Origin of the sequence: Streptomyces sp. NBC_00859 (assembly GCF_045161865.1) — a bacterium.
Taxonomy (GTDB): domain Bacteria; phylum Actinomycetota; class Actinomycetes; order Streptomycetales; family Streptomycetaceae; genus Streptomyces.
The window spans coordinates 1,637,294-1,656,706 of sequence record NZ_CP108826.1; the positions used below are offsets into that span (position 1 = coordinate 1,637,294).

Annotated in this window: 6 protein-coding genes (1 of these 6 running past the window's edge); 1 reads left to right on the forward strand and 5 read right to left on the reverse strand. The window is 73.0% G+C overall.

All coding sequences use genetic code 11. The features are described 5' to 3' along the window. The 4 genes in view from OG584_RS06820 to OG584_RS06835 are tightly spaced (each overlapping or abutting the next) and all read right to left on the reverse strand, a layout consistent with a single transcriptional unit that may run on beyond the window. Positions 1-12,279: the 5' portion of an SDR family NAD(P)-dependent oxidoreductase gene (locus OG584_RS06820; RefSeq protein WP_405776062.1), read on the reverse strand. It extends 8,436 nt beyond the left edge of the window; the window shows 12,279 of its 20,715 coding nt (coding positions 1-12,279); it begins with the start codon at positions 12,277-12,279; its stop codon lies off the left edge, out of view. Continuing rightward, positions 12,276-14,267: an asparagine synthase (glutamine-hydrolyzing) gene (gene asnB / locus OG584_RS06825; protein ID WP_405776064.1), complete on the reverse strand. Its 1,992-nt coding sequence runs from the start codon at positions 14,265-14,267 to the stop codon at positions 12,276-12,278. The genes OG584_RS06820 and asnB overlap by 4 nt, the downstream gene beginning before the upstream one ends. Continuing rightward, positions 14,255-14,524, reverse strand: coding sequence for an acyl carrier protein (locus tag OG584_RS06830; protein WP_405776066.1), 270 nt, complete (start codon positions 14,522-14,524; stop codon positions 14,255-14,257). Before OG584_RS06830 ends, asnB begins: the two co-directional genes overlap by 13 nt. Beyond that, entirely contained in the window at positions 14,521-15,396 is an 876-nt protein-coding gene (locus OG584_RS06835; protein ID WP_405776068.1) for an ACP S-malonyltransferase, read from the reverse strand. The genes OG584_RS06830 and OG584_RS06835 overlap by 4 nt, the downstream gene beginning before the upstream one ends. A gap of 267 nt (positions 15,397-15,663) precedes the next feature. Between OG584_RS06835 and OG584_RS06840 the strand changes: the two genes are divergently transcribed. Beyond that, the gene (locus tag OG584_RS06840) at positions 15,664-18,699 is read left to right on the forward strand and encodes a BTAD domain-containing putative transcriptional regulator (protein ID WP_405776070.1); all 3,036 of its coding nucleotides are present in this window, start codon (positions 15,664-15,666) and stop codon (positions 18,697-18,699) included. On the opposite strand, the gene OG584_RS06845 is transcribed toward OG584_RS06840, so the two are convergent. Continuing rightward, entirely contained in the window at positions 18,642-19,394 is a 753-nt protein-coding gene (locus OG584_RS06845; RefSeq protein WP_405776072.1) for a thioesterase II family protein, read from the reverse strand. The two genes, OG584_RS06840 and OG584_RS06845, sit on opposite strands and share 58 nt — an antisense overlap. Positions 19,395-19,413: the final 19 nt, after the last annotated feature.

Consider the following 19,413-nt stretch of genomic DNA (forward strand, 5'->3'; position numbering starts at 1 on the left):
CGCCGACTTCGCGGAGCCGATCGCGCAGAACCGGGTGTCGTCGGTGTCCTGCCGGAAGGCCCGGGTCAGGCCCCGTACCTCGATCGGATCCCCCAGTTCGGTGCCGGTGCCGTGGGCTTCCACGTAACCGACCCGGCGGGCGGAGACACCGGCGCGGTCCAGCGCCCGGCGTACCAGCTCTGCCTGGGCGGCCGGGTTGGGCACGGTGTAGCCGTGCGAGCGGCCGCCGTGGTTGACGCTGCTGCCGCGGACCACCGCGTAGACACGGTCGCCGTCCGCCAGTGCCCGCGACAGCGGCTTGAGCAGCACACAGCCGACGCCCTCGCCGGGGACGAAGCCGTGGGCGTCCGCCCCGAAGCTGCGGCACCGGGCGTCCCGCGACAGCATGTTGGAGCGGGACAGTTCGACGTAGTCGTGCGGGTGCAGGTAGAGGTTGACTCCGCCCGCGACGGCCACCTCGCAGTCGCCGCGGTGGAGGTTCTCGCACGCCTCGTGGATGGCGGTCAGCGAGGCCGAGCACATGGTGTCGACGGTCAGGCTGGGTCCGCGCAGGTCCAGCACGTAGGAGGTCCGGGCGCTCAGCGAGGCGAAGGACAGGGCCGGTGCCACGGTCTCACCGGACGGGAGCAGCCCCGAGGGCCGGCGGGCGTGGCCCGACTTCGTGACGCCAGCGAAGACGCCGACCCGGCCGCGGTGGCGGCGGGCGAGGCGCTCGCCGCTGTAGCCGGCGTCCTCGAGGACCTCCCACGCGGCCTGCAGGAAGAGGCGCTCCTGCGGGTCGACGGCGTACGCGTCGCGCGGCGCCATCCGGAAGAAGTGCGGGTCGAAGTCCGCGAAGCCGTCCAGGAATCCGCCCCACTTGCTGTAACTGCGGCCAGTGGCGGCGGCCTTGGCACGATCGGGCTCGAAGAAGCCTTCCAGCGGCCAGCGGTCCGCGGGTACTTCACGGATGCAGTCCCGCCCGGCCTTGAGGTTCGCCCAGTACTCGGCGACGTTCTCCGCACCGGGATAGCGCCCGCTCATGCCGATCACCGCGATCGGCTCGCGCCCCTGCGGTGAGCCGTCGTGCCACTCGGCCGACGAGGTCGCGGGACCGGTAGCGGAATCGGACGTGGAGGCGGACGCGGAAGTGGCGGTGGGCGCGGAAGTGGCGGTGGACGGGTCGGCGGACGGGGAAGTGGCGGTGGGCGGGGCGGCGGACGGGGAAGTGGCGGTGGACCGAGCGGTGGTCCGGGCCGGCGCGGACGCCGGTGTGCCGGTCCAGGCGAGGGCGTGCGGGGCGTACTCCGCCGCGAGGTGTCCGGCGATCGCCCGCAGGGTCGGGAACTCGTAGAACAGAGTCGTCGAAACATCGGGGAACGCCGGAAGGAGCGCGTTCTTCAACTGGACCACCATGATCGAATCAAGACCCAGCGCGGTCAGCGGCCCGTCGGCATCGACGCTGCCGGGGGGCAACTTGGTCACGTCCGCGAAGAGTGCGGCCAGTCGCCGCAGGGTCTCGCGGCAGAGGCGGCCCGAGTCGGCGGGGGCCGCGGAGGCGGGTCGCGCGACCGGCGGGACGGGGGACGTCGCAGGGGCCGGGCCGGCGGAGACCGCCGAAGCCGCCGAAGCCGCCGGGACGGAGCGCAGTCCGGGTATCCGGGTGAGTTCGCCGTGGTGCACCCACACCTGCTCCGTACCGAGGGCCCACGCACGCCGCAGGGCGGCGACGCCCTCGGCCGAGCCCATCGGCACCAGGCCCCGGCTGCGCCGCAGACGCTCGCGCGTGGCCGCGTCGACCGTCATCCCGCCGTCGCGCCACAGCGGCCACGCGACGGAAAGCGTGCGCCCCGACGCCTCCCCCGCCTCGACGCGCGCGGCACGCAGCGCCACGAACTCGTCCAGGAAGGCATTGGCGGTGGCGTAGTCGGCCTGGCCGGGGTTGCCGGTGACGGCCGCACCGGAGGAGAAGGCGATCAGGAAGTCGAGCGGCGTGCCCGCGACGGCGCGGTCCAGGTTGACCAGCCCGTCCACCTTCGGCGCGAGCACGTCCGACCACTCACGCGCCTTCTTGCGCGCCAGGGAGGAGTCCTGGACCACCCCGGCCGAGTGGACGATGCCGTCGATCCCGCCGTGCTCCCGCCGGACCCCGGCGGTCAGATGCCGCACTTCCTCCCAGCGGGAGACGTCCGCGCGGTGGTACTCGGCGAGCGCGCCCGCCGCGCACAGTTCCGCGACGAGCGCCTCGATGCGCGCGTCGCGCGGTCCCCGTCCGGCCAGGACCAGGACAGGCCCGGCGACGTCGCTCGCGATGGCCCGCGCGACGACCGCGCCGATGCCCCCCGCGCCTCCGGTGATCAGATAGACCCCGCCCGCGCGCCAGGGCGTGTCCGGCGCACCGTGCTGGGGCCGCGCGGCACTCCAGGTCCGTACGGTCCGCTCGCCGTCGCGGTAGCGCACCAGGTCGTCGCCGCCGGCGCCGTTCTCCGCGCGCAGGGCGGCGAGGACGGCGCCCGGAGCGGTGCCATCCGGACCGTCGCCGTCCAGGCCGATGACCTGGGCGACGATCCGGGGATTCTCCTGGGCCGCCGTACGCAGCAGGGCGGCCAGCGCCAGGTTGACAGCCTCGTCACCGTGGGCCTCCACCACCACCTGTACCAGCGTGCCGGCGTCGCCGGGTGCGGCAGCCAGCTCCCGGACGATCCCGAAGACCTGCTGCGTGAGGTCGGCGAACCGGCTCCCGGGGCGCTGCCCGGCCGTCGTAGCGGTGAAGCAGCGCGCCCGTGGCAGGTCCCGCCGCACCTGTTCGCACGCGCCGGCCGCCGCCCCGCAGAGGATCACCGCCCGGTGCGCAGGGGCACCTTGACCGCCGGTGGCGGAGGGCGCGGGCTTCGGTGTCCAGCCGCGCACCAGCAGCGTGGTCCCCGTCGCGGGCCCGTTCTGCGCCGGTACATTCGCCGGGGTGTCCTGCGGCGTTCCGGTGCCGGGGCCGTCCGTCGGCGTCGTGGTGCCCGGGATCCAGTACCGGTCGCGGGCGAACGGGTAGCCGGGCAGGTGGACCCGGCGGGGCGGGCGGCTGCCGTGGAGGACCCGCCAGTCGACGGGGCTTCCCTGGGCCCAGCGCCTCAGCAGTCCGGCCGGCTCACCGCCTGCGGGTTCCGTGGCGGCCGGTGCGGCGGGCCGCTCCGCCCCGCGGGTGGCGAAGCCGGCGTGGCGCCGGGAGGCGCTCCCCCGGGCGACACCGTCCGGCAAGTCGCGGCCGGCAGCGAACTCCCGCAGATGGTCGGTGAGTTCCGCGTGCGAGCCAACCACCCAGCCGACCCGCTCGGTGAGGTCCTCCCGCCCGCACTGGAGGGTCCAGGCGATCGAGGCCAGCGAGGGCGGGACGTCTGCGGACTCCAGGAAGGACAGCAAGTCAGCGGCGCGCTGACGCAGTTGTCCCTCCGTACGGGCCGACAGCGGCACGACGGCTTCTGTCCGCAGCCCGCCGGGGACGTCCACCGGCAGGTCGGCAGGGACGTACTCCTCCACCACCACGTGGCAGTTGGAGCCGCCGAATCCGAAGCTGCTCACCCCTGCGCGGCGCGGGGCGGGCTCACCCCCGCGCTCGCGCAAGCGCGGCCAGGGCTCGTTCTCGCGCACGAGGCGCAGCGGACCGCCGTCCAGTTCGGCGTACGGGTTGAGGTCGCCCACGTTGCGCGTCGCCGGGATCACGCCGTGACGCATCGCGGACAGCACCTTGAGCAGGCCGGCGATTCCGGCGGCGGCCTCCAGGTGACCGATGTTGCCCTTGACCGAGCCGAGCCCGCAGGTGCCCAGGCCGGTGGCGCCGAGGCGCCGGAAAGCGGACCTGAGGCCGCGCACCTCCACCGGGTCGCCCAGCGCCGTGCCGGTACCGTGGGCCTCTACGTAGCCGATCGTGTCGGGGTCGGTGCCGCCCATCGCCCGTACCACCAGGTCGGCCTGGGCCTCGGCGTTGGGGGCGGTGAGTGAGTTGGCGCGCCCGCCGTGGTTCTCGGCGGTGCCGGTCAGCACGCCGAGGACGGCGTCGCCGTCCCGCTCGGCGGCGGCGAGCGGCTTGAGGATCACGGCGCCGACGCCCTCGCCGCGTACGTAACCGTCGGCGTCGGCGGAGAACGCCTTGCAGCGGCCTTCCGGGCTGAGCATGCCGGCGCGCCCCGCGCTGACGAAGGTGTCGACGCTCAGCAGCAGGTTGACCCCGCCGGCGATCGCGGCTTCGCAGACTCCCGACCGGATCGCCTCGGCGGCACGGTGCACGGCGACCAGCGAACTGGAGCAGGCCGTGTCCACCGGCTCGCTCGGGCCACGCAGGTCGAGCAGGTAGGAGACCCGGTTCGCGAGCATCGAGTGGGCGTTGCCGGTGGAGGTGAAGGCGTCCGCCGGGACGCCATGGGCGGTGAGGAGCGTGGAATAGTCGGTGCCGGAGACGCCGAGGAATACGGCGGTGTCCGCGGGCAGGCCGGCGGGCCGGTACGCACTGTGCTCCAGCGCGTTCCAGACCGTCTCCAGGGCGAGCCGGTGCTGAGGGTCCATCAGTTCGGCCTCGCGCGGCGTGACCCGGAAGAACTCGGCGTCGAAGGCGTCGACGTCGTCGAGCACGCCCGCGTACTTGGGGAAGTCGGCAGCCTCGACGGTCCGTGTGTAGGCGGCGCCGTAGCGGTGGGCCGGGAAGCCGGTGACCGAGTCCCGGCCCGACACCAGGTTGTCCCAGTACGCGTCCAGGTCCGGCGCGCCGGGGAAGCGGCCGGCTGCCCCGACGATCGCGATGCGCGCGGACGCGTCCCGGTCGGACGACGGGCGTGGGCCCGCGGCGCCCTCCGGCCGGTTGCCCGGGGCTGCGGCAGGCGCGGGGGCGGCGGACGTCGTGGCCCGCGCTCCCTCGCCTGCCCGGACCGCCCGGATCTCCTCGGCGAACTCCTCGGTCAGATACCGGCCGAGTGCGTCGAGCGTGTTGACGTCGAAGAGCACGGCAGGACTCAGCTCGACGCCGAACCGCTCGCGCACGAGGCCGGAGAACGAGACCAGCGAGATCGAGTCGAAGCCGAAGGCGTCGAAGGTGGTGTCGCCCTCCAGCTCTTCGGGGGCGAACATGAGGATGCCCGCGGCCATGTCGCGCAGCGCGCCGACCACGTAGGCCGACGTCCCCCCGCCGGATGTCCGCTCGCCTTCCCGGTCCCGGGGCGCCGCCGGGCTCACCGTGCGGACGTCGCCGCACCGCAGACCGGTGAGGGCGGCACGGACCTCGCCATCGCGGCCGATCAGCCGGACCGCGCCCTGTCCGCCCTCGGCGCGGGCGGCCAACTCGACCAGTACGTAAGCGACTTCGCCGCCTGCGAAGACCCGGACCTCGTCGATGTGGAGCGGGTCCGTCGAGGCCCAGCCGGGCAGACCCGCCCGCCGCGCGACCAGCCGCAGCCCTTCGCCGACGGCGGCGAGCACGAAGGGCTCGACCGTGGTGTTGCGCGCGGTGTGGTCGTGCCGCCGCTCGGGTGCGGCGACTTCGAGCAGCAGCGAGCCCCCGGACAGCCAGTGGCCGCTCTTCAGGCCGCAGTACGCGGCCGGGCGCTCGCAGCCGCCCTCGGCGAGCGCGGCACGAAGTTCGTCCCGGGTGGCGAAGGAGCGGCTCCGGTCACGCAGTTCGCGGAGGGGGACCCGTGCGGGGGGCGGCGTATCCGCTCCGCCCCGGTGCAGGTCGAAGCCGAGTACGGGGGTCCGTGTCCCGGCGGCGTCCTCGGCGAGGACCGAGCCGGACGCCGCCCCGTGCCCGTCCGCGGTGACGGCCGTGACCAGGCGGGCGGTGCCGGCCCAGCGCAGCGGCCCGAGCGCCCGCAGGTCGCGGACCACGGGGTCGGTGGCGAAGCCGGACACCTTCGCGGCCGCCAGGGCCAGGTCGACGGCGAATGCCGGTACGACGCCGGCCCCGCCGCCCTGGCGCTGGGTGTAGTCGGCCAGGTCGGCCAGGTGGACGTCGAGGGCGTAGCGCACTCCGTCCACGTCGGACTCGTTGCGGCCCAGGAACGGGTGGAGCTTCTCGCGCAGCGCAAGGGGCGCGGTCACCGACGGCGCGCCGTCCTCCCCGGCGACCCAGCAGCGCACCTGCTCGAACGGGTAGGCCGGCAGCGACACCCGGCGCGGGGGGCGCCCGTCCACGAGGTCACCCCAGTCGACGCTCCGGCCGCCCGTCCAGCTCAGTGCGAGCTCGCGAGCCCGTGCGGAGCGCGGGTCCGCGGCGGCGAGTGCACCCTCCTGGTCGCGGTCGCCGCCGAGATAGCGGTCGATCCCCGCGCGCACGCCACTCAGGTCCTTCGCCAGGAATGCCCAGCGGCGCGGAAGTTCGTTCTTGCCGACGCGCAAGGTGTGTGCGATCGACGGGAGTTCGCTCTCGTGTGCCCGCTCGGCGAACTCGCGGAACGTCGTGAGGTGGGTAGCGAGGGCCTCCTCGGTCATCGCCGAGAAGACGAACAGCTCCTCACCCGAACGGCGTTCGGGGTCCGGTGTGCCGTCCGGTCCCCGGTACTCCTCGACGATCATGTGCGAATTCATCCCGCCGGCTCCGATCGATGTGATGCCCGCACGCCGGGGGTGGACCACCCGGCGGCCGCCTTCCGTGGTGATGACCGGCTCCCAGTCGGCGAGTTCCTGTTGCACGCGGAAGGGAGTGCTCGCGAAGTCGATGTCGGGATTGAGTACGGAGCTGTGCAGCGAGGGCGCCAGCTTGCCCCGCTGGAGCTGGAGGACGACCTTGGAGAAGGCGGCCACGCCCGCCGCCGCGAGCAGGTGTGCCACGTTCGACTTGACCGAGCCGAGGGAGCAGAACTCCTTGTCATCGGTGTGCGTGCGGTATGCGGCGGTCAGCGCGGCGACCTCGATAGGGTCGCCGAGGGAGGTGCCGGAGCCGTGTGCCTCGACGTAGTTGACGGTCCGCAGGTCGACGCCCGCGTCTGCAACCGCCTTCTCGATCGCCCGGGTCTGCATGCGCGGGTTCGGCACGGTGAATCCGTTGCGGACACCGGCGTTGGACAGAGCGGTCCCCTTGATCACGGCGTACACCTGGTCACCGTCACGCTCGGCATCGGCCAGCGGCTTCAGCACGACGGCGCCGACGCCCTCGCCGAGGATCGTCCCGTCCACGCCCTCGCCGAAGCTGCGCACCACATCGGATGTGGCCGTGGTGAAGTGCTCCTGCGAGGAGGTGATCAGGTTGTACGGGTGCAGCAGCAGGTTGATCCCACCGGCCACCACCATCCGGCAGTCGCCGGCTCGCAGCATCTGCACGGCCTGGTGGATGCAGGTGGAGGAGGTCGAGCACATGGTGTCGAGGAAGATCGACGGTCCCGTGAGCCCGTAGAAGTACGACAGCATGTTGGGAATGGTCGCCATGTAGCTGCCGCTCGCCGGGGCTCCCCGGGTCAGGGCGTTCTGGAAGCCGTAGAGGCCGTAGTGGTTGCTCATGGTGCCCACCAGCACGCCGACGTCGCCCTGGTACTGCCGCTGGATGGTCTCGCGGGAGTACCCCGCGTCCTCCAGCGCCTGCACGCCGGTCTGGAGGAAGAGCCGGACCTCCGGGGACATCTGCTCGGCCTCGCGCTTGGAGATGCGGAAGTAGCGGGGGTCGAACCGGTCGGTGCCGCTCAGGAACGCCCCGGTGCGGATCACGCTCTTGCCCGGCACACTGCGTTCGCGGGAGTAGATCGCGTCATGGTCCCAGCGGTCGCGCGGGACCTCCTCGAAGGCGTGGCGGCCCTCGGCGAGCATCGTCCACAGCTCGTCGAGCGTGTCGGCGCCGGGGTACCTGCCCGAAATACCGATGACGGCGATGTCGTGACGGTCGGCGGCCGGGGTGCCCGCCGCGTCGGCGACGGAGGGGGTGACAGTGGCGGTGGTCCGTGCGAAGCGGGGACGACGGGCCGTGCGCGGCTCGCCGGGGCCCGCTGCCGGGTCCGCGGCGGGCTCAGGTCCGGGCTCTCGGCCGGCTGCGAACACCGCCGTGAGCCGGTCGCTGTGGCGCGTCACGAAGTAGCCCGCGATGTCCCGGACGGTCAGGTACTCGAAGAAGATCGTCTTGGCGAGCGTCCCGAACAATTCCTCCAGGCGCGCCGTCAGTTCGAGGATGCTGAGCGAGTCGATGCCGTACTCGACCAGGTTGGCCGAGGCGTCGAGAGCCTCGGGGTCGTACCGCAGCACCTCTCCCACGTGCCGCTTCAGCAGCAGCGTCATCCGCTCCAGGAGCTCCTCGTGCCCGGCCTCCCCCGGGGCCGGGGCCCCGGCCCCGGGGGAGGCAGCGGTCCCGGACGGGCCGGCCGCCCCTCCGGTGGGCAGGAGCGTCGCGTCGGCGCCGTAGCCGACCACCACGTGAGGGTGGGCGCCGTCGTGCAGCACCCGCCCGAGCAGGCGCAGCCCCTCCTCCGTCGGAAGCGGTTCCCAGCCGCGCAGGCGGCGCAGTGACTCCCGGGTGACCGCGTCCATCTCCATGCCGCCGTCCGCCCAGAACGGCCAGCTCACCGCGACGGTACGGCCGGTCCGCTCGCCGCTGTCGACCAGCGCGCCGCGGTGGCGGGCGAAAGCGTCCAGGAAAGCGTTCGCCGCCGCGTAGTCGGCCTGTCCGGCGTTGCCGTACACGCCCGCGACGGAGGAGAAGACGGCGAAGAAGTCGAGGTCCAGATCGCGGGTAGCAAGGTCCAGGTTGACCGCGCCGTGCATCTTGGCGGCGGTCACGGCGGGCAGGTCGGCGGTGTCCTTGTGCAGGATGTAGGCGTCCCGCAGCAGGCCCGCCGCGTGCACGATCCCGGTGACCGCCCCGTGCTTGCGGGCGATGGCGCGCGCCGCGCGCCGTACGTCGGCGGCGCGCGTGACGTCGACGCGCAGATAGTGGGCGTCGATGCCCTCCGCACGCAGTTCGGCGACGGCCGCCCGGGTCGTGGCCCCGGCCGCCGAACGTCCGCTGAGGACAACGGTCACTCCGGTGTGCCGCGCGAAGTAGCGGGCTACGTGGCGGCCCAGGCCGCCGAGGCCACCGGTCACCCAGTAGACCCCGCCCTCACGCAGGGCCGGGACCCGCGGCCCCGCGTCGAGCCGGAGCTCGACAGGGCGCAGGGCCCGGCGGGTGCCGTCCGCCGCGTAGCCGACTTCCGCGTCGGACGCGGTGTCGGCCGCTTCCTGGTGGAGGATCCGCGCGATCCGCTCAGTGGGAGCCTCCGCCAGGTGTGCCACGCGGACCACTCGCCCGGAGACCAGCGGGTTCTCCAGCTCGGCGGTGCGGAACAGACCCGTGAGCGGGGCGTACGCCGGGTGCGGCACCCGGTCGTCGGCCAGCACCACGAAGCGGTGCGCCGTGGTCGGGCTCGCCGTCAGCACCTGCTTGACCTCGTCGAACAGCAGGCGGAGCGCGACGTCCGCGGTGTCGGCCGGGCGGCCCGGAAGGGCCTCGGGCAGTGCGTCGAGCGGGAGTTGGGGGTGCGCGGTGGTGTCGCCCACCAGGAACGCGTGCACCGTGACACCGTCCGGGGCTGCTCCGGCGGCCTCGTCGAGGGGCGCCGGTGTCCAGCCGGAGGTGGCCGCGACCACCCGGGCCCCGGCGCTCGCGGGCGGTGCGGCGACCGTGCGCTGCACCAGGCCGCGCAGGCTCGCACAGATGTCGCCGCTCTCGTCGCACAGGTCGATGTCGAAGGTGTCCGGCGAGTCGCCGCCCGCACTGGGCCGCACCCAGGCCCAGGTCCGCGAGGGGCATGGGCGGTGGACGTCGATCCGGTCAAGTACGAACGGCAGGGCGAGGCCGTCGGCGGGCTCGGCCGCCTCTCGCGCCATCAGGACGACCGAGGCCTGCAGGGCCGCGTCCAGCACGCTGGGCGGCAGGACGTGACCGGCCGTCTCCCCGGCGGATTCGGGCTGCTCGATCCGTACGAGCAGCTGGCCGCGGCCGGCGAGGATCTGTGTCAGGCCCCGCATGGCCGGGCCGTAGTCGAGCCCGGCCCGGCCGAAGGCGGCGTACGCCTCCTCGGTGTCGTACGGCGTCGCGCAGGCGGCACGCAGCGCTTCCAGGTCGAGCGGCGCCACCTGCCCGGCGGGCCGCGGTTCCACGACGCCTCGGCTGTGCACAACGACTGACGGGTCGGTGGCCGACGTCCCGGAGTACACCTCGAAGGCGACGCGGTCGTCGCCGTCGGGGAACAGACCCACCTTCACATCGATCGGTGCGTCGTCCACGCTCAGCGGGCGCAGCCAGGCGATGTCGCGCAGCCGCGGGTACGGACTGGCGCCGTCGCCCGGCGCCAGGGCCGCGTGGGCGGCGGCCCGGACCATCTCGATCGTGGCGGCGGCGGGAAACACCCGTGTGCCGCGGACACGGTGGTCCGCCAGGAATGCCTCGTCCCCGGTGAAGGCCGAGGCGTAGCGCTGCTCGGTGAGGTCCGAGGTGTTGCGGTGCACCAGCGGGTGCGGCGCGGTGGACGGCACCGCCCCGGCCCGCCCGGCCGCCGACGGCTCGAACCAGTGCCGCTCGCGTGCGAACGGGTAGGTGGGCAGCCGTACGCGGCGGACCTGTGCGTTCTCCTGGCCGGGCAGGTCCGACCAGTCGACGGTGTCCCCCTGCGCCCAGCGGGTGGCGGTCTCCAGGGCCTCGCGGGCCACCGGCGCGGCGGTGAGTACGTGCGCATCGGATGGGGCGAGCGAGCCGTCCACGACCGCTTCGAGCCCCGCGCGCAGTCCGGCGTGGCCGGCGACGACGAGCACGAGTCGCGCGGCCATGGGCTCGCGGCCGGTCCGCAGGGTGTGTGCGATGTCGGCCGGCGTGGTGCGCGACGTCACCGCCTCGTTCCGGAGGTGGCGCAGCAGGTCCGCCGCCACCGCGCGCAGCCGCTCCGGCGTCCTGGCCGAGAGCGGAACGACCTGGGCGCCGTCGGGCAGTGCGTGCCCGGACCGCGGTGCGTCATCGGGGACGTGTTCCTCGATGACCACGTGGGCGTTGGTCCCGCCGAAGCCGAACGAGCTGACGCCGGCGCGGCGTGGTGCGGGCCGTCCCGGCTCCCCCGCCCCCGGCGTGTCCCAGGGGCGGGTCGCGCCGACGATGTAGAAGGGGCTGTCGTCGAGACTCACCAGTGGGTTCTGTGTCTCGAAGTGGACGGTGGCGGGCAGCTCCCGCTCGGCCAGGGCGCCGATCACCTTGACCATTCCGGCGACGCCGGCGGCCCCTTCGAGGTGCCCGATGTTGGTCTTGACCGACCCGATGCCGACGCTGTCCGGCTCCGCCCGGGTCCCCTGGGCCGCGTGCAGGTTCCGGAACGCGCGCTTGAGCGCGACGATCTCGATGGGGTCGCCGACCGGGGTGCCGGGGCCGTGCGCCTCGATGTACGAGACCGTCTCCGGCCGGATGCCCTCGCGGGCGTACAGGTCCTCGATCAGGCTCGCCTGCGCGGCCGGGTTGGTGACCGTCAGGGAGTTGGTGCGACCGCCGTGGTTGGTGGCCACGCCCTTGATGACGGCGTGTACCGGGTCGCCGTCCGCCAGTGCCCGGGAGAGCGGCTTGAGGAGCAGGACGGCCCCGCCCTCGCCGCGGACGTAGCCGTCGGCGCCCTGGTCGAAGGCCCGGCACTCGCCACTGCGCGACAGCATGCCCGCCTGGCTGAAGGCCACGAAGTGCTTGGGCGACCAGCACAGGTTGACCCCGCCGGCCAGTGCAAGGTCGCACTCCCCGCCGCGCAGCGCGGAGACCGCCTCGTACACCGACACCAGCGAGCTGGAGCACGCGGTGTCGTTGGTGATGCTCGGCCCGTGCAGGTCGAGGAAGTAGGAGACGCGGTTGGAGATGACCGAGTACGCCGTACCGGTCGGGAAGTAGACGTCGGTGGGCGCACCGTCCCGTTCCATGAGTTCGGCGTAGTCCGCGTGGCAGACACCCATGAAGACACCGGTGCGGGAGCCCGCGAGCCGGCCGGCCGCGTATCCGGCGTCCTCGATCGCCTTCCAGGAGAGTTCGAGCGCGAACCGCTGCTGCGGGTCCATGCTCCTGGCCTCGCGGGGAGAGATGTTGAAGAACGCGGCGTCGAAGCGGTCGGCCTCATCGATGAAGCCGCCCCAGATGCTGTTCGTCCTGTCCACGCCCGGCGCGGGGTCTCCGAAGTAGCGTTCCTTGGACCAGCGTTCGGCGGGCACCTCGGAGATCAGTGACCTGCCCGCGACCAGATGCGGCCACAGCTCGTCCAGTGCCTCGGCGCCCGGGAACCGCAGGCCGATTCCGACGATAGCGATGTCACCCGCGCCGGGCGGCGGCTGCGTCGCGGTCACCGTGCCACTCCCGTCGGCTGCGCGGCACGGCGGCGGTCGGCGACCGTGCGCAGGTTCAGTTCGCTTGCCGGGGGCGTGCCCATGTAGCTCTCTCGATTCATGACGAACTGCTGGTTGAGGACAGCGGTCGTGAGCAGATAGACGAACGCCTGGTCCTCCTTGGTGCTGATCTCCGCGGAGGGGACGGTCATGACCTTGTCGACCAGCTTCCGGGCGAAGACGGGATCGACGCAGTCGAGCCCGGCCAGCTCGGCGTCGGACAGGACCAGTTCCAGGTAGTCGGGCCGCTGGTCCCTGAAGACGGTGCTTCCGGGCGCCCGGTAGGGCTGTTTGGGCCGGGCCAGGCTCTGTTCGGGAAGTTCGCCGTGGAAGGCCTTGCGGAGGATCGCCTTCTCCTGCGCGCCGTCGTCGTAGCGCAGGTTGACGGAGGCGGCGGCGCGCAGAACGGCGGGGTCCAGGAACGGACAGCGGTTCTCCACTCCGTGCGCCAGGCCCATCCGCTCGCCCTGGGTGGACAGCAGGTAGCCGGGCAGCAGCGTCTTGTACTCCAGCCACTGCGCCTTACGCACCGGGCTCAGCTCCGCGTAGCCGGGCGTATCGCGCACCAGGGCAAGCAGGCCGGCGAACGGCTCGTCCCGATCCTTGAGCAGGCGGGTGGCGAACTTCCCGTTCTGGTAGCGCAGTTCGTGCGAGAACAGGCCCGGCAGGCGCTCGGTGGCGAACTGCTGGAAGAGCCCGGCCAGCTGGGCGCGGTGTGCGGGGCCGAAGTGCGCGAGCTCGGGGTGCAGACCTGCGATCCGGGTCCTCCTTTCGTCATCGGAGAGGTCGTGCCAGGCGGCGCGCAGCATGGTCTCGCGGAACAGGGAGTACCCGAGGAACGCCTCGTCGGCGCCCTCGCCACTGAGCACGGTCTTGATCCCGGCGTCCCGTACGTGCCGGGACAGCAGGTACATGGGGACGAACGCCGTCCGGAACGCGGGGACTTCGGCGTGGTACACGGCGGACGGGAAGGCGGCCGCCAGGTCGGCGGCTGTCACCGTGACGGCCGAGTGCCGGGTGCCCAGATGCCCGGCCACCAGCCGCTGGCTGCCGGACTCGTCGAAGGTCCGGTCGTCGAACGCGACGGAGAAGGTGCGTACTTCGCCCTGGCACAGGTCGGTGGCGAGCTTGGTGACGATCGACGAGTCGAGTCCGCCGCTGAGATAGACGCCGACCGGCACGTCGCTGCGCAGGCGCAGGGAGACGCTGGTGCGCAGCGTTTCGCGGACGAAGGCGGCCGCCTCGGCCTCGGTCCCCGCGAACGCGGGAGCCTCCAGGACGAGTTCTTCGTACGCGCGGAGCGTGCGCCGTCCGTCGCGGATGCTCAGCCAGCTGCCCATCGGCAGCTGCCGCACGCCGGTGAACGGGCTGCGGTCGGGCAGCGGGGTCCACACCGCGAATGTCGAAGCCAGTTCCCGTGCGTCCAGTTGGAAGCGGAAGCCGGGAAAGGCACGGAAGGCCTTCATCTCGGAGGCGAACAGGAAATGCCCGTCGTGCTCGGTGTAGAAGAGCGGACGCTTGCCGTGGCGGTCGCGGGCGAGGAACAGCTCACCGGTGACGGCGTCGCGGATCGAGAGCGCGAAGGCCCCGTTGAAGCGCGTCAGGCAGCCGGCGCCCCACTGGATCCAGGCCTGGAGCACCACCTCGGTGTCCGATCGGGTACGGAACGGGCGGCCGAGACGGCGCAGTTCGTCGCGCAGCTCCACATGGTTGTAGAGCTCGCCGTTGAAGCAGATCCAGTAGCGTCCGGACGGGTCCGCCATCGGCTGCGTGCCCGCTTCGAGGTCGACGATCGCCAGGCGGACCGCGCCCATCGCGAGGCCGTCGTCGAGGTAGTAGCCCGCCTCGTCCGGCCCTCGGTGGCCGATCATCGAGAGCATCGAGGTGATGACGCCCGGCGCGGCGTCGGACACGGCCGTGGCGGAGAGGAATCCGGCTAGCCCGCACACGGCGCGCCCTCCGTTCCACCGAGCTTCTGCGCCACGAACGCGTCCATGGCGTCGAGCGTGACGAGGACGTTCATCAGCACTTCCTCGTCGGAGATGTCGATGGAGAACTCCTCCTTCAGGAAAGCCACCAACTGGACGTATCCGAAGGAGTCGATGACGCCCTCCTGGAAGAGGTCGCTCTGTGCCGTCACGTCGGCGCCGAATTCCACGAGGAACCGGTCCTCGACGAACCGGGTGATGCGCTCCGTCCTGTTCATGCCTGCTGCCTCGCTTCGTCGGGCCGGGTGGAGGCACGGATGTGCTCCACCATGCGGAGCAGGGCCTTTCCGCCCAGCTCTTCGCACTCTGTTCGGGGGTCGAGGGCGAGCAGGTGACGGACGCTGTCCGTCCACCGCACCGGCTCGACGAGCTGGTCGCACAGCAGCCGCACGGTCTCGTCCGGCCGGTAGGGGCGTCCGGTGACATTGGCGATCACCGGGGTGCTGGGTTCGCCGAAGTCGAATCCCGTCAGGAACGTCTCGAACTCGGCGCGGGCCGGGGCCATGTAGCGGGAGTGGAAGGGCCCGCTGACGCGCAGCGGTGCGAAGCGGATCCCGTGCCGCTCCAGGCAGGCGTGGGCGGCGGGCAGCACGTCGAGCGGCGCGGCGATGACGATCTGGGCGTCGGTGTTGAAGCCCGCGATGTCGACGCCCTCGACACCGTCCGCCGCGAGGATCTCCACGAGCCGCGCGGCCGGGGCGTCCCTGACCGCGGTCATCCCGCCGTCCGAGGCCTGTGCCATCAGCTCGGCGCGCTTCTTGACCAGGCGCAGCCCCGTGGCGAAGTCGAAGACCCCGGCCGCCAGGAGGGCGTTGTACTCGCCGATGCTGTGGCCCAGGTAGTAGTCCGCGGGCCGCTCCTCGCGGTGGGTGCGCTCGAACATCTGGAGCGCCTGCACGGTGTAGAGGGCGGGCTGTGTGTAACGCGTGCTGGCCAGCAGGCCGTCGGGGTCGTCGCGGCAGAGCGCCACGAGGTCGTACCCGAGCAGGTCGCAGGCGAACTGCGTGAGCCCCGGATAGCGGTTGAAGAGGTCCGCTCCCATGCCTCGGAACTGCGCCCCCTGACCGGGGAAGAGGATCGCAAACACCATGACGTACGTCTCTCAGCTCGATCTCCGCAGTCGTGGTCGCTGCGGCCGCCGCCGGTCGGTACCGGCTGGGATCAATGTCGCGGCACCCGATCAACGCCGGATCTTCAACCGCTCCGCGCGGCCTTTCGGGACGCGCCGAGCCGCTTCTGCGGGGGGCGCACGGCCGCATGAGAGGATCCGCGGAAGCGTTCGACCTGATCCTCGGACGCAGGGGGTGGGGGGCAGTCGCCGGACATGCCCTTACGTGTTATCTGGGGGAAAGCCGTGTTGGACAGTGACATTTCCTTCCGGGTGCTGGGAACCGTGCAGATCTGCCAGGACGACCGCTGGCAGCGGGCCGGGTCCCCGCAACAACAGGCGGTACTCGCTGTACTGCTGCTGCGGGCGGGCCGCATGGTCACCGCCGACGGGCTGGTGGACGCCGTGTGGGGGGACGACCCGCCGTCGAGTGTGATCACCGTGCTGCGCACCAACGTGTGGCGACTGCGCCAGAGACTGGAAAAGAGCCGTACCGGCACCCAGGCCCTGCTGGTCTCGGTGGGCGACGGCTATCGGCTCGATGTCCCGCCGGAGACCCTCGACGCGCTGCGCGCCGAGATGCTCGCGGCCGAGGCCGTGGAGGCGCGCAGGCAGGGGCGGCACGCGGAGAACCGGCAACTGCTGCGCGACGCGCTGGCCTTGTGGCAGGGAACGCCGCTGGCCGGAGTGCCGGGCCCCTTCGCGCGTCAGCAGCGCGACCGCCTGGAGGAGCTGCGCTTCTCCCTCGAGGAGCAGCGCTTCGAGGCCGACCTGTCCGCGGGCAACTCCGCGTCGGCCATCTCAGGGCTGACTTCCCTCAGCCAGGAGAGCCCGCTTCGCGAGCGGCCGTACGGACTGCTGATGCGGGCGCTGAGCGATGTGGGCAGGCGGGCCGACGCGCTGGCGGTGTACCAGCAGGCCCGTGCGGTGCTGCGCGAGGAACTGGGCATCGAGCCCAGCGCGGAACTGCGTGAGCTGCAGGTGAGGATGCTGGTGGAGGGCTCGGCGCCCAGCACCCCGGCCCCCGTGGTGCAGGCCGCACCCGTCGAGTTGGCCGCCCCGGTACCCGCCCCGGAGCCCGTCGCGGCCGACGAGTTCCAGGTGATACCCGCGCAACTGCCCTCCGGCATACCGGACTTCATCGGCCGCGAGGAAGCCCTCACGGTGCTTCGACGGGCCCTGGAGAACGGCGGCGACACACCCGTGATCACCGCTATCGCCGGCATGGGGGGCGTCGGCAAATCGGTGCTCGCCACCCGGTTCGCCCACCAGGCCAGGGAGCACTTCCCCGACGGACAGCTCTACGCCGACCTGCACGGCACCGCAGCTGACCCGGAGGACCCGAAGACCGTACTGGACGCCTTCCTCACCGCGCTGGGCGTGCCGCGCCGCGCGCTGCCCACCGAGACCGCCGACGCGGCACGGCTGCTGCGCACCGTCCTGGCGGACCGCCGCACGCTCCTGGTGCTCGACGACGCCCGCGACGCGGCGCAGGTCAGACCGCTGCTGCCGGGGTCGGCCGGGTCCGCCGTGGTGATCACCAGCCGGGCGAAGCTGATCGGCCTGCCGATCAGCGCCCAGGTGGATCTCGATCTGTTCACCCCCAAGGAGGCGTGGAAGCTCCTGGGCCGGGTGGCCGGGACGGAACGGGTCGGCGTCATGGCGGACTCCGGCGCCGAGAGGCTGCTGAGCGCGTGCAGCCGGCTGCCGCTGGCCGTACGGATCGCGGCGGCCCGCCTCGCGGCCCGCCCGCAGTGGTCGGTCGACCGGCTGGCCGACCGCCTGAGCGACAGCGACCGGCGGCTGGCCGAGCTGCGGATCGGCGAGCTGGCCGTCGCCAACACCTTCGAACTGAGCCACCGGATGCTGACCTCCCCGCAGGCCAGGGCGTTCCGGCTGGTCGCCTGTGTGACCCGGGCCGCGACCAGCCTGGCGTCGGCGGCCGCCCTGCTCGCGCTGCCCGAACCCGACGCCGAGGACCTGCTGGAGTCACTGGTGGACGCCGCTCTGCTGGAGTCCCCGCAGCCCGGCTCCTACCGATTCCACGACCTGGTACGGGAGTTCGCGGAGCAGCTGCCCGCCGAGCGGGACGACGAGCGCGTGACAGCTCTGGAGCTGCTGCTCGAAGGCCTGCGGGCCGGCGCCTACCGGGCCTTCCAGGCGATGGTCCCCGGTGACCCGGTCGTCGACCTGCTCGCGCCGGACTGCCTGCCGGGCCCGGCCTTCAAGGACCTGCCCGCCGCCCGCGCCTGGGTGCAGGCCGAGGTGGAGACCGCCGTGGACGCGGCCAGAACGGCCGCGCGCGGCCCGATGGGCACGGACTCGACCCTCTCCGCGGCCGCCGACACACTGATCCTGTTCAGCCCGTTCGGACAGGAGATCCCGTACAGCCGCCTGGCCGCCGCCGCGGAGGCCGTCGCCGTGGCGGCGGAGCGGACCGGCGCCGACCGCACCGCGGGCCGGGCGCGTTTCGTCTGCGGCAACGCCGCACTGCAGCAGCTGGATCTGGACACCGCCCAGACGCACGCGCTGGCCGCCGAGGCGGCGCTGCGCCGGGCCGGCGACTCGGCGGTGCTGCACCAGGTCCTCAACGACCTGGGGCTGATCGCCCAGCTGCGTCAGCACTACGCGGACGCAGCCCGCCGTTACGAGGAGGCGGCCGACGTGGCGCGCGCCGCGGGGCACCGCGCCAGTGAGCTGGTGACGAGCCTGAACGCCGCGCAGGCCCGCCTCAAGGACGGCCACCCCGAGGAGGCCCGGCGGGCCGCCGCAGCCACGCTCGGCCCGCTGCGCGCACTCGGCAACGTCCCCGGGCTGGGCTTCGGCCTGTACGTGCACGGCCTCGCGCTGTACGAGACGGGGCACCACGTGGAGGCGGTCTCCTCGTTCGAGGAGTGCCTGGCGATCTGCACGGAGGCCGGGCTGCGCCGGCGCGAGGCCGTCTGCCGGTCCGGGCTCGCCGACGCGCTGCGGGCGCTCGGGCAGTTCGACCGCGCGCTGTCGCTCGCACAGCAGAGCGTCGAGCAGTGCCGCGAGCGCGGCGCCGACCGCGACGGCGCCCGCGCCCTGCTGATTCTCGGCCGGGTGCTCAGCGCCCTGGACCGCCCGGCCGAGGCCGCGCAGCGCACCGAGGAGGCCATGGCCGCGTTCCAACGGCTGGGCCTGGCCGAACTGGCCGAGGCACAGCAGCAGCTCGCGGCCCTCGCGGACGGGGACGCGGCGCTGTCTCAGCAGCCGAGGGCCGTCAGCCGCGTCGGCAGGGTGTCCCAGACCTCCGGAGTGTAGAAGTGCGCGCCCGGCAGCACGTCGTGCCGGAACCCGCCGCGGGCCAGCTCGCCCCACCGCTCGCCCGCGGCGTGCGGGATCACCTCGTCCGTCTCACCGGTCAGCAGCTGTACGGGCACGCCGGTGGTGACGCCCTCCTCGTACACGTACGAGTCCCTGGCGTGGATGTCCGCGCGCATCAGCTCGACGGCCATGTCCAGGAGGTCCGGGTCGTCGAGCGCGTACTGCGGCAGGATGCCGAAGGCCCGCATCCAGGTGACGATCTCCGTGTCGGACCAGCCGGCCCAGGGTGTGGTCGGCCACATGTCCTGCGGTGACTGACCCGGGCTGGGCGCGGCGGCCGACGAGATGACCAGCGAGCTGGGCAGCGCGCCGCCGCGCCGCTCCAGCCGCACGGCCACGTCGAAGGCCAGCAGCCCGCCGAGGCTGTGCCCGAACAGCACGTAGGGGCGGTCAGTCTCCGCTTCCAGCACGGAGACCACGTCCTCGGCGAGCGCGTCCCAGTTCGCGGCTGGCTCCTCGCCGAAGCGGCCCTCGCGCCCCGGATAGCAGACGGCGCCCAGGCCGGTGCCTGGCGGCAGTTGCCCGGCCCAGGGCAGGTAGGCGCCGGCGCCGCCGCCGCAGAAGGCGAGGCAGATCAGCTCCTGCCGTGCTCGCGGGGTGCGGTTCGGGCGGACCAGGACGGTGTCGTTCACGCGGACGTCCCTCTCGGAT

What these genes read in the sequence shown, in the direction of transcription:
- OG584_RS06835 (WP_405776068.1), bottom strand. Translation starts at nt 15,396, where the DNA reads ATGGTGTTTGCGATCCTCTTCCCCGGTCAGGGGGCGCAGTTCCGAGGC.
- OG584_RS06830 (WP_405776066.1), bottom strand. Translation starts at nt 14,524, where the DNA reads ATGAACAGGACGGAGCGCATCACCCGGTTCGTCGAGGACCGGTTCCTC.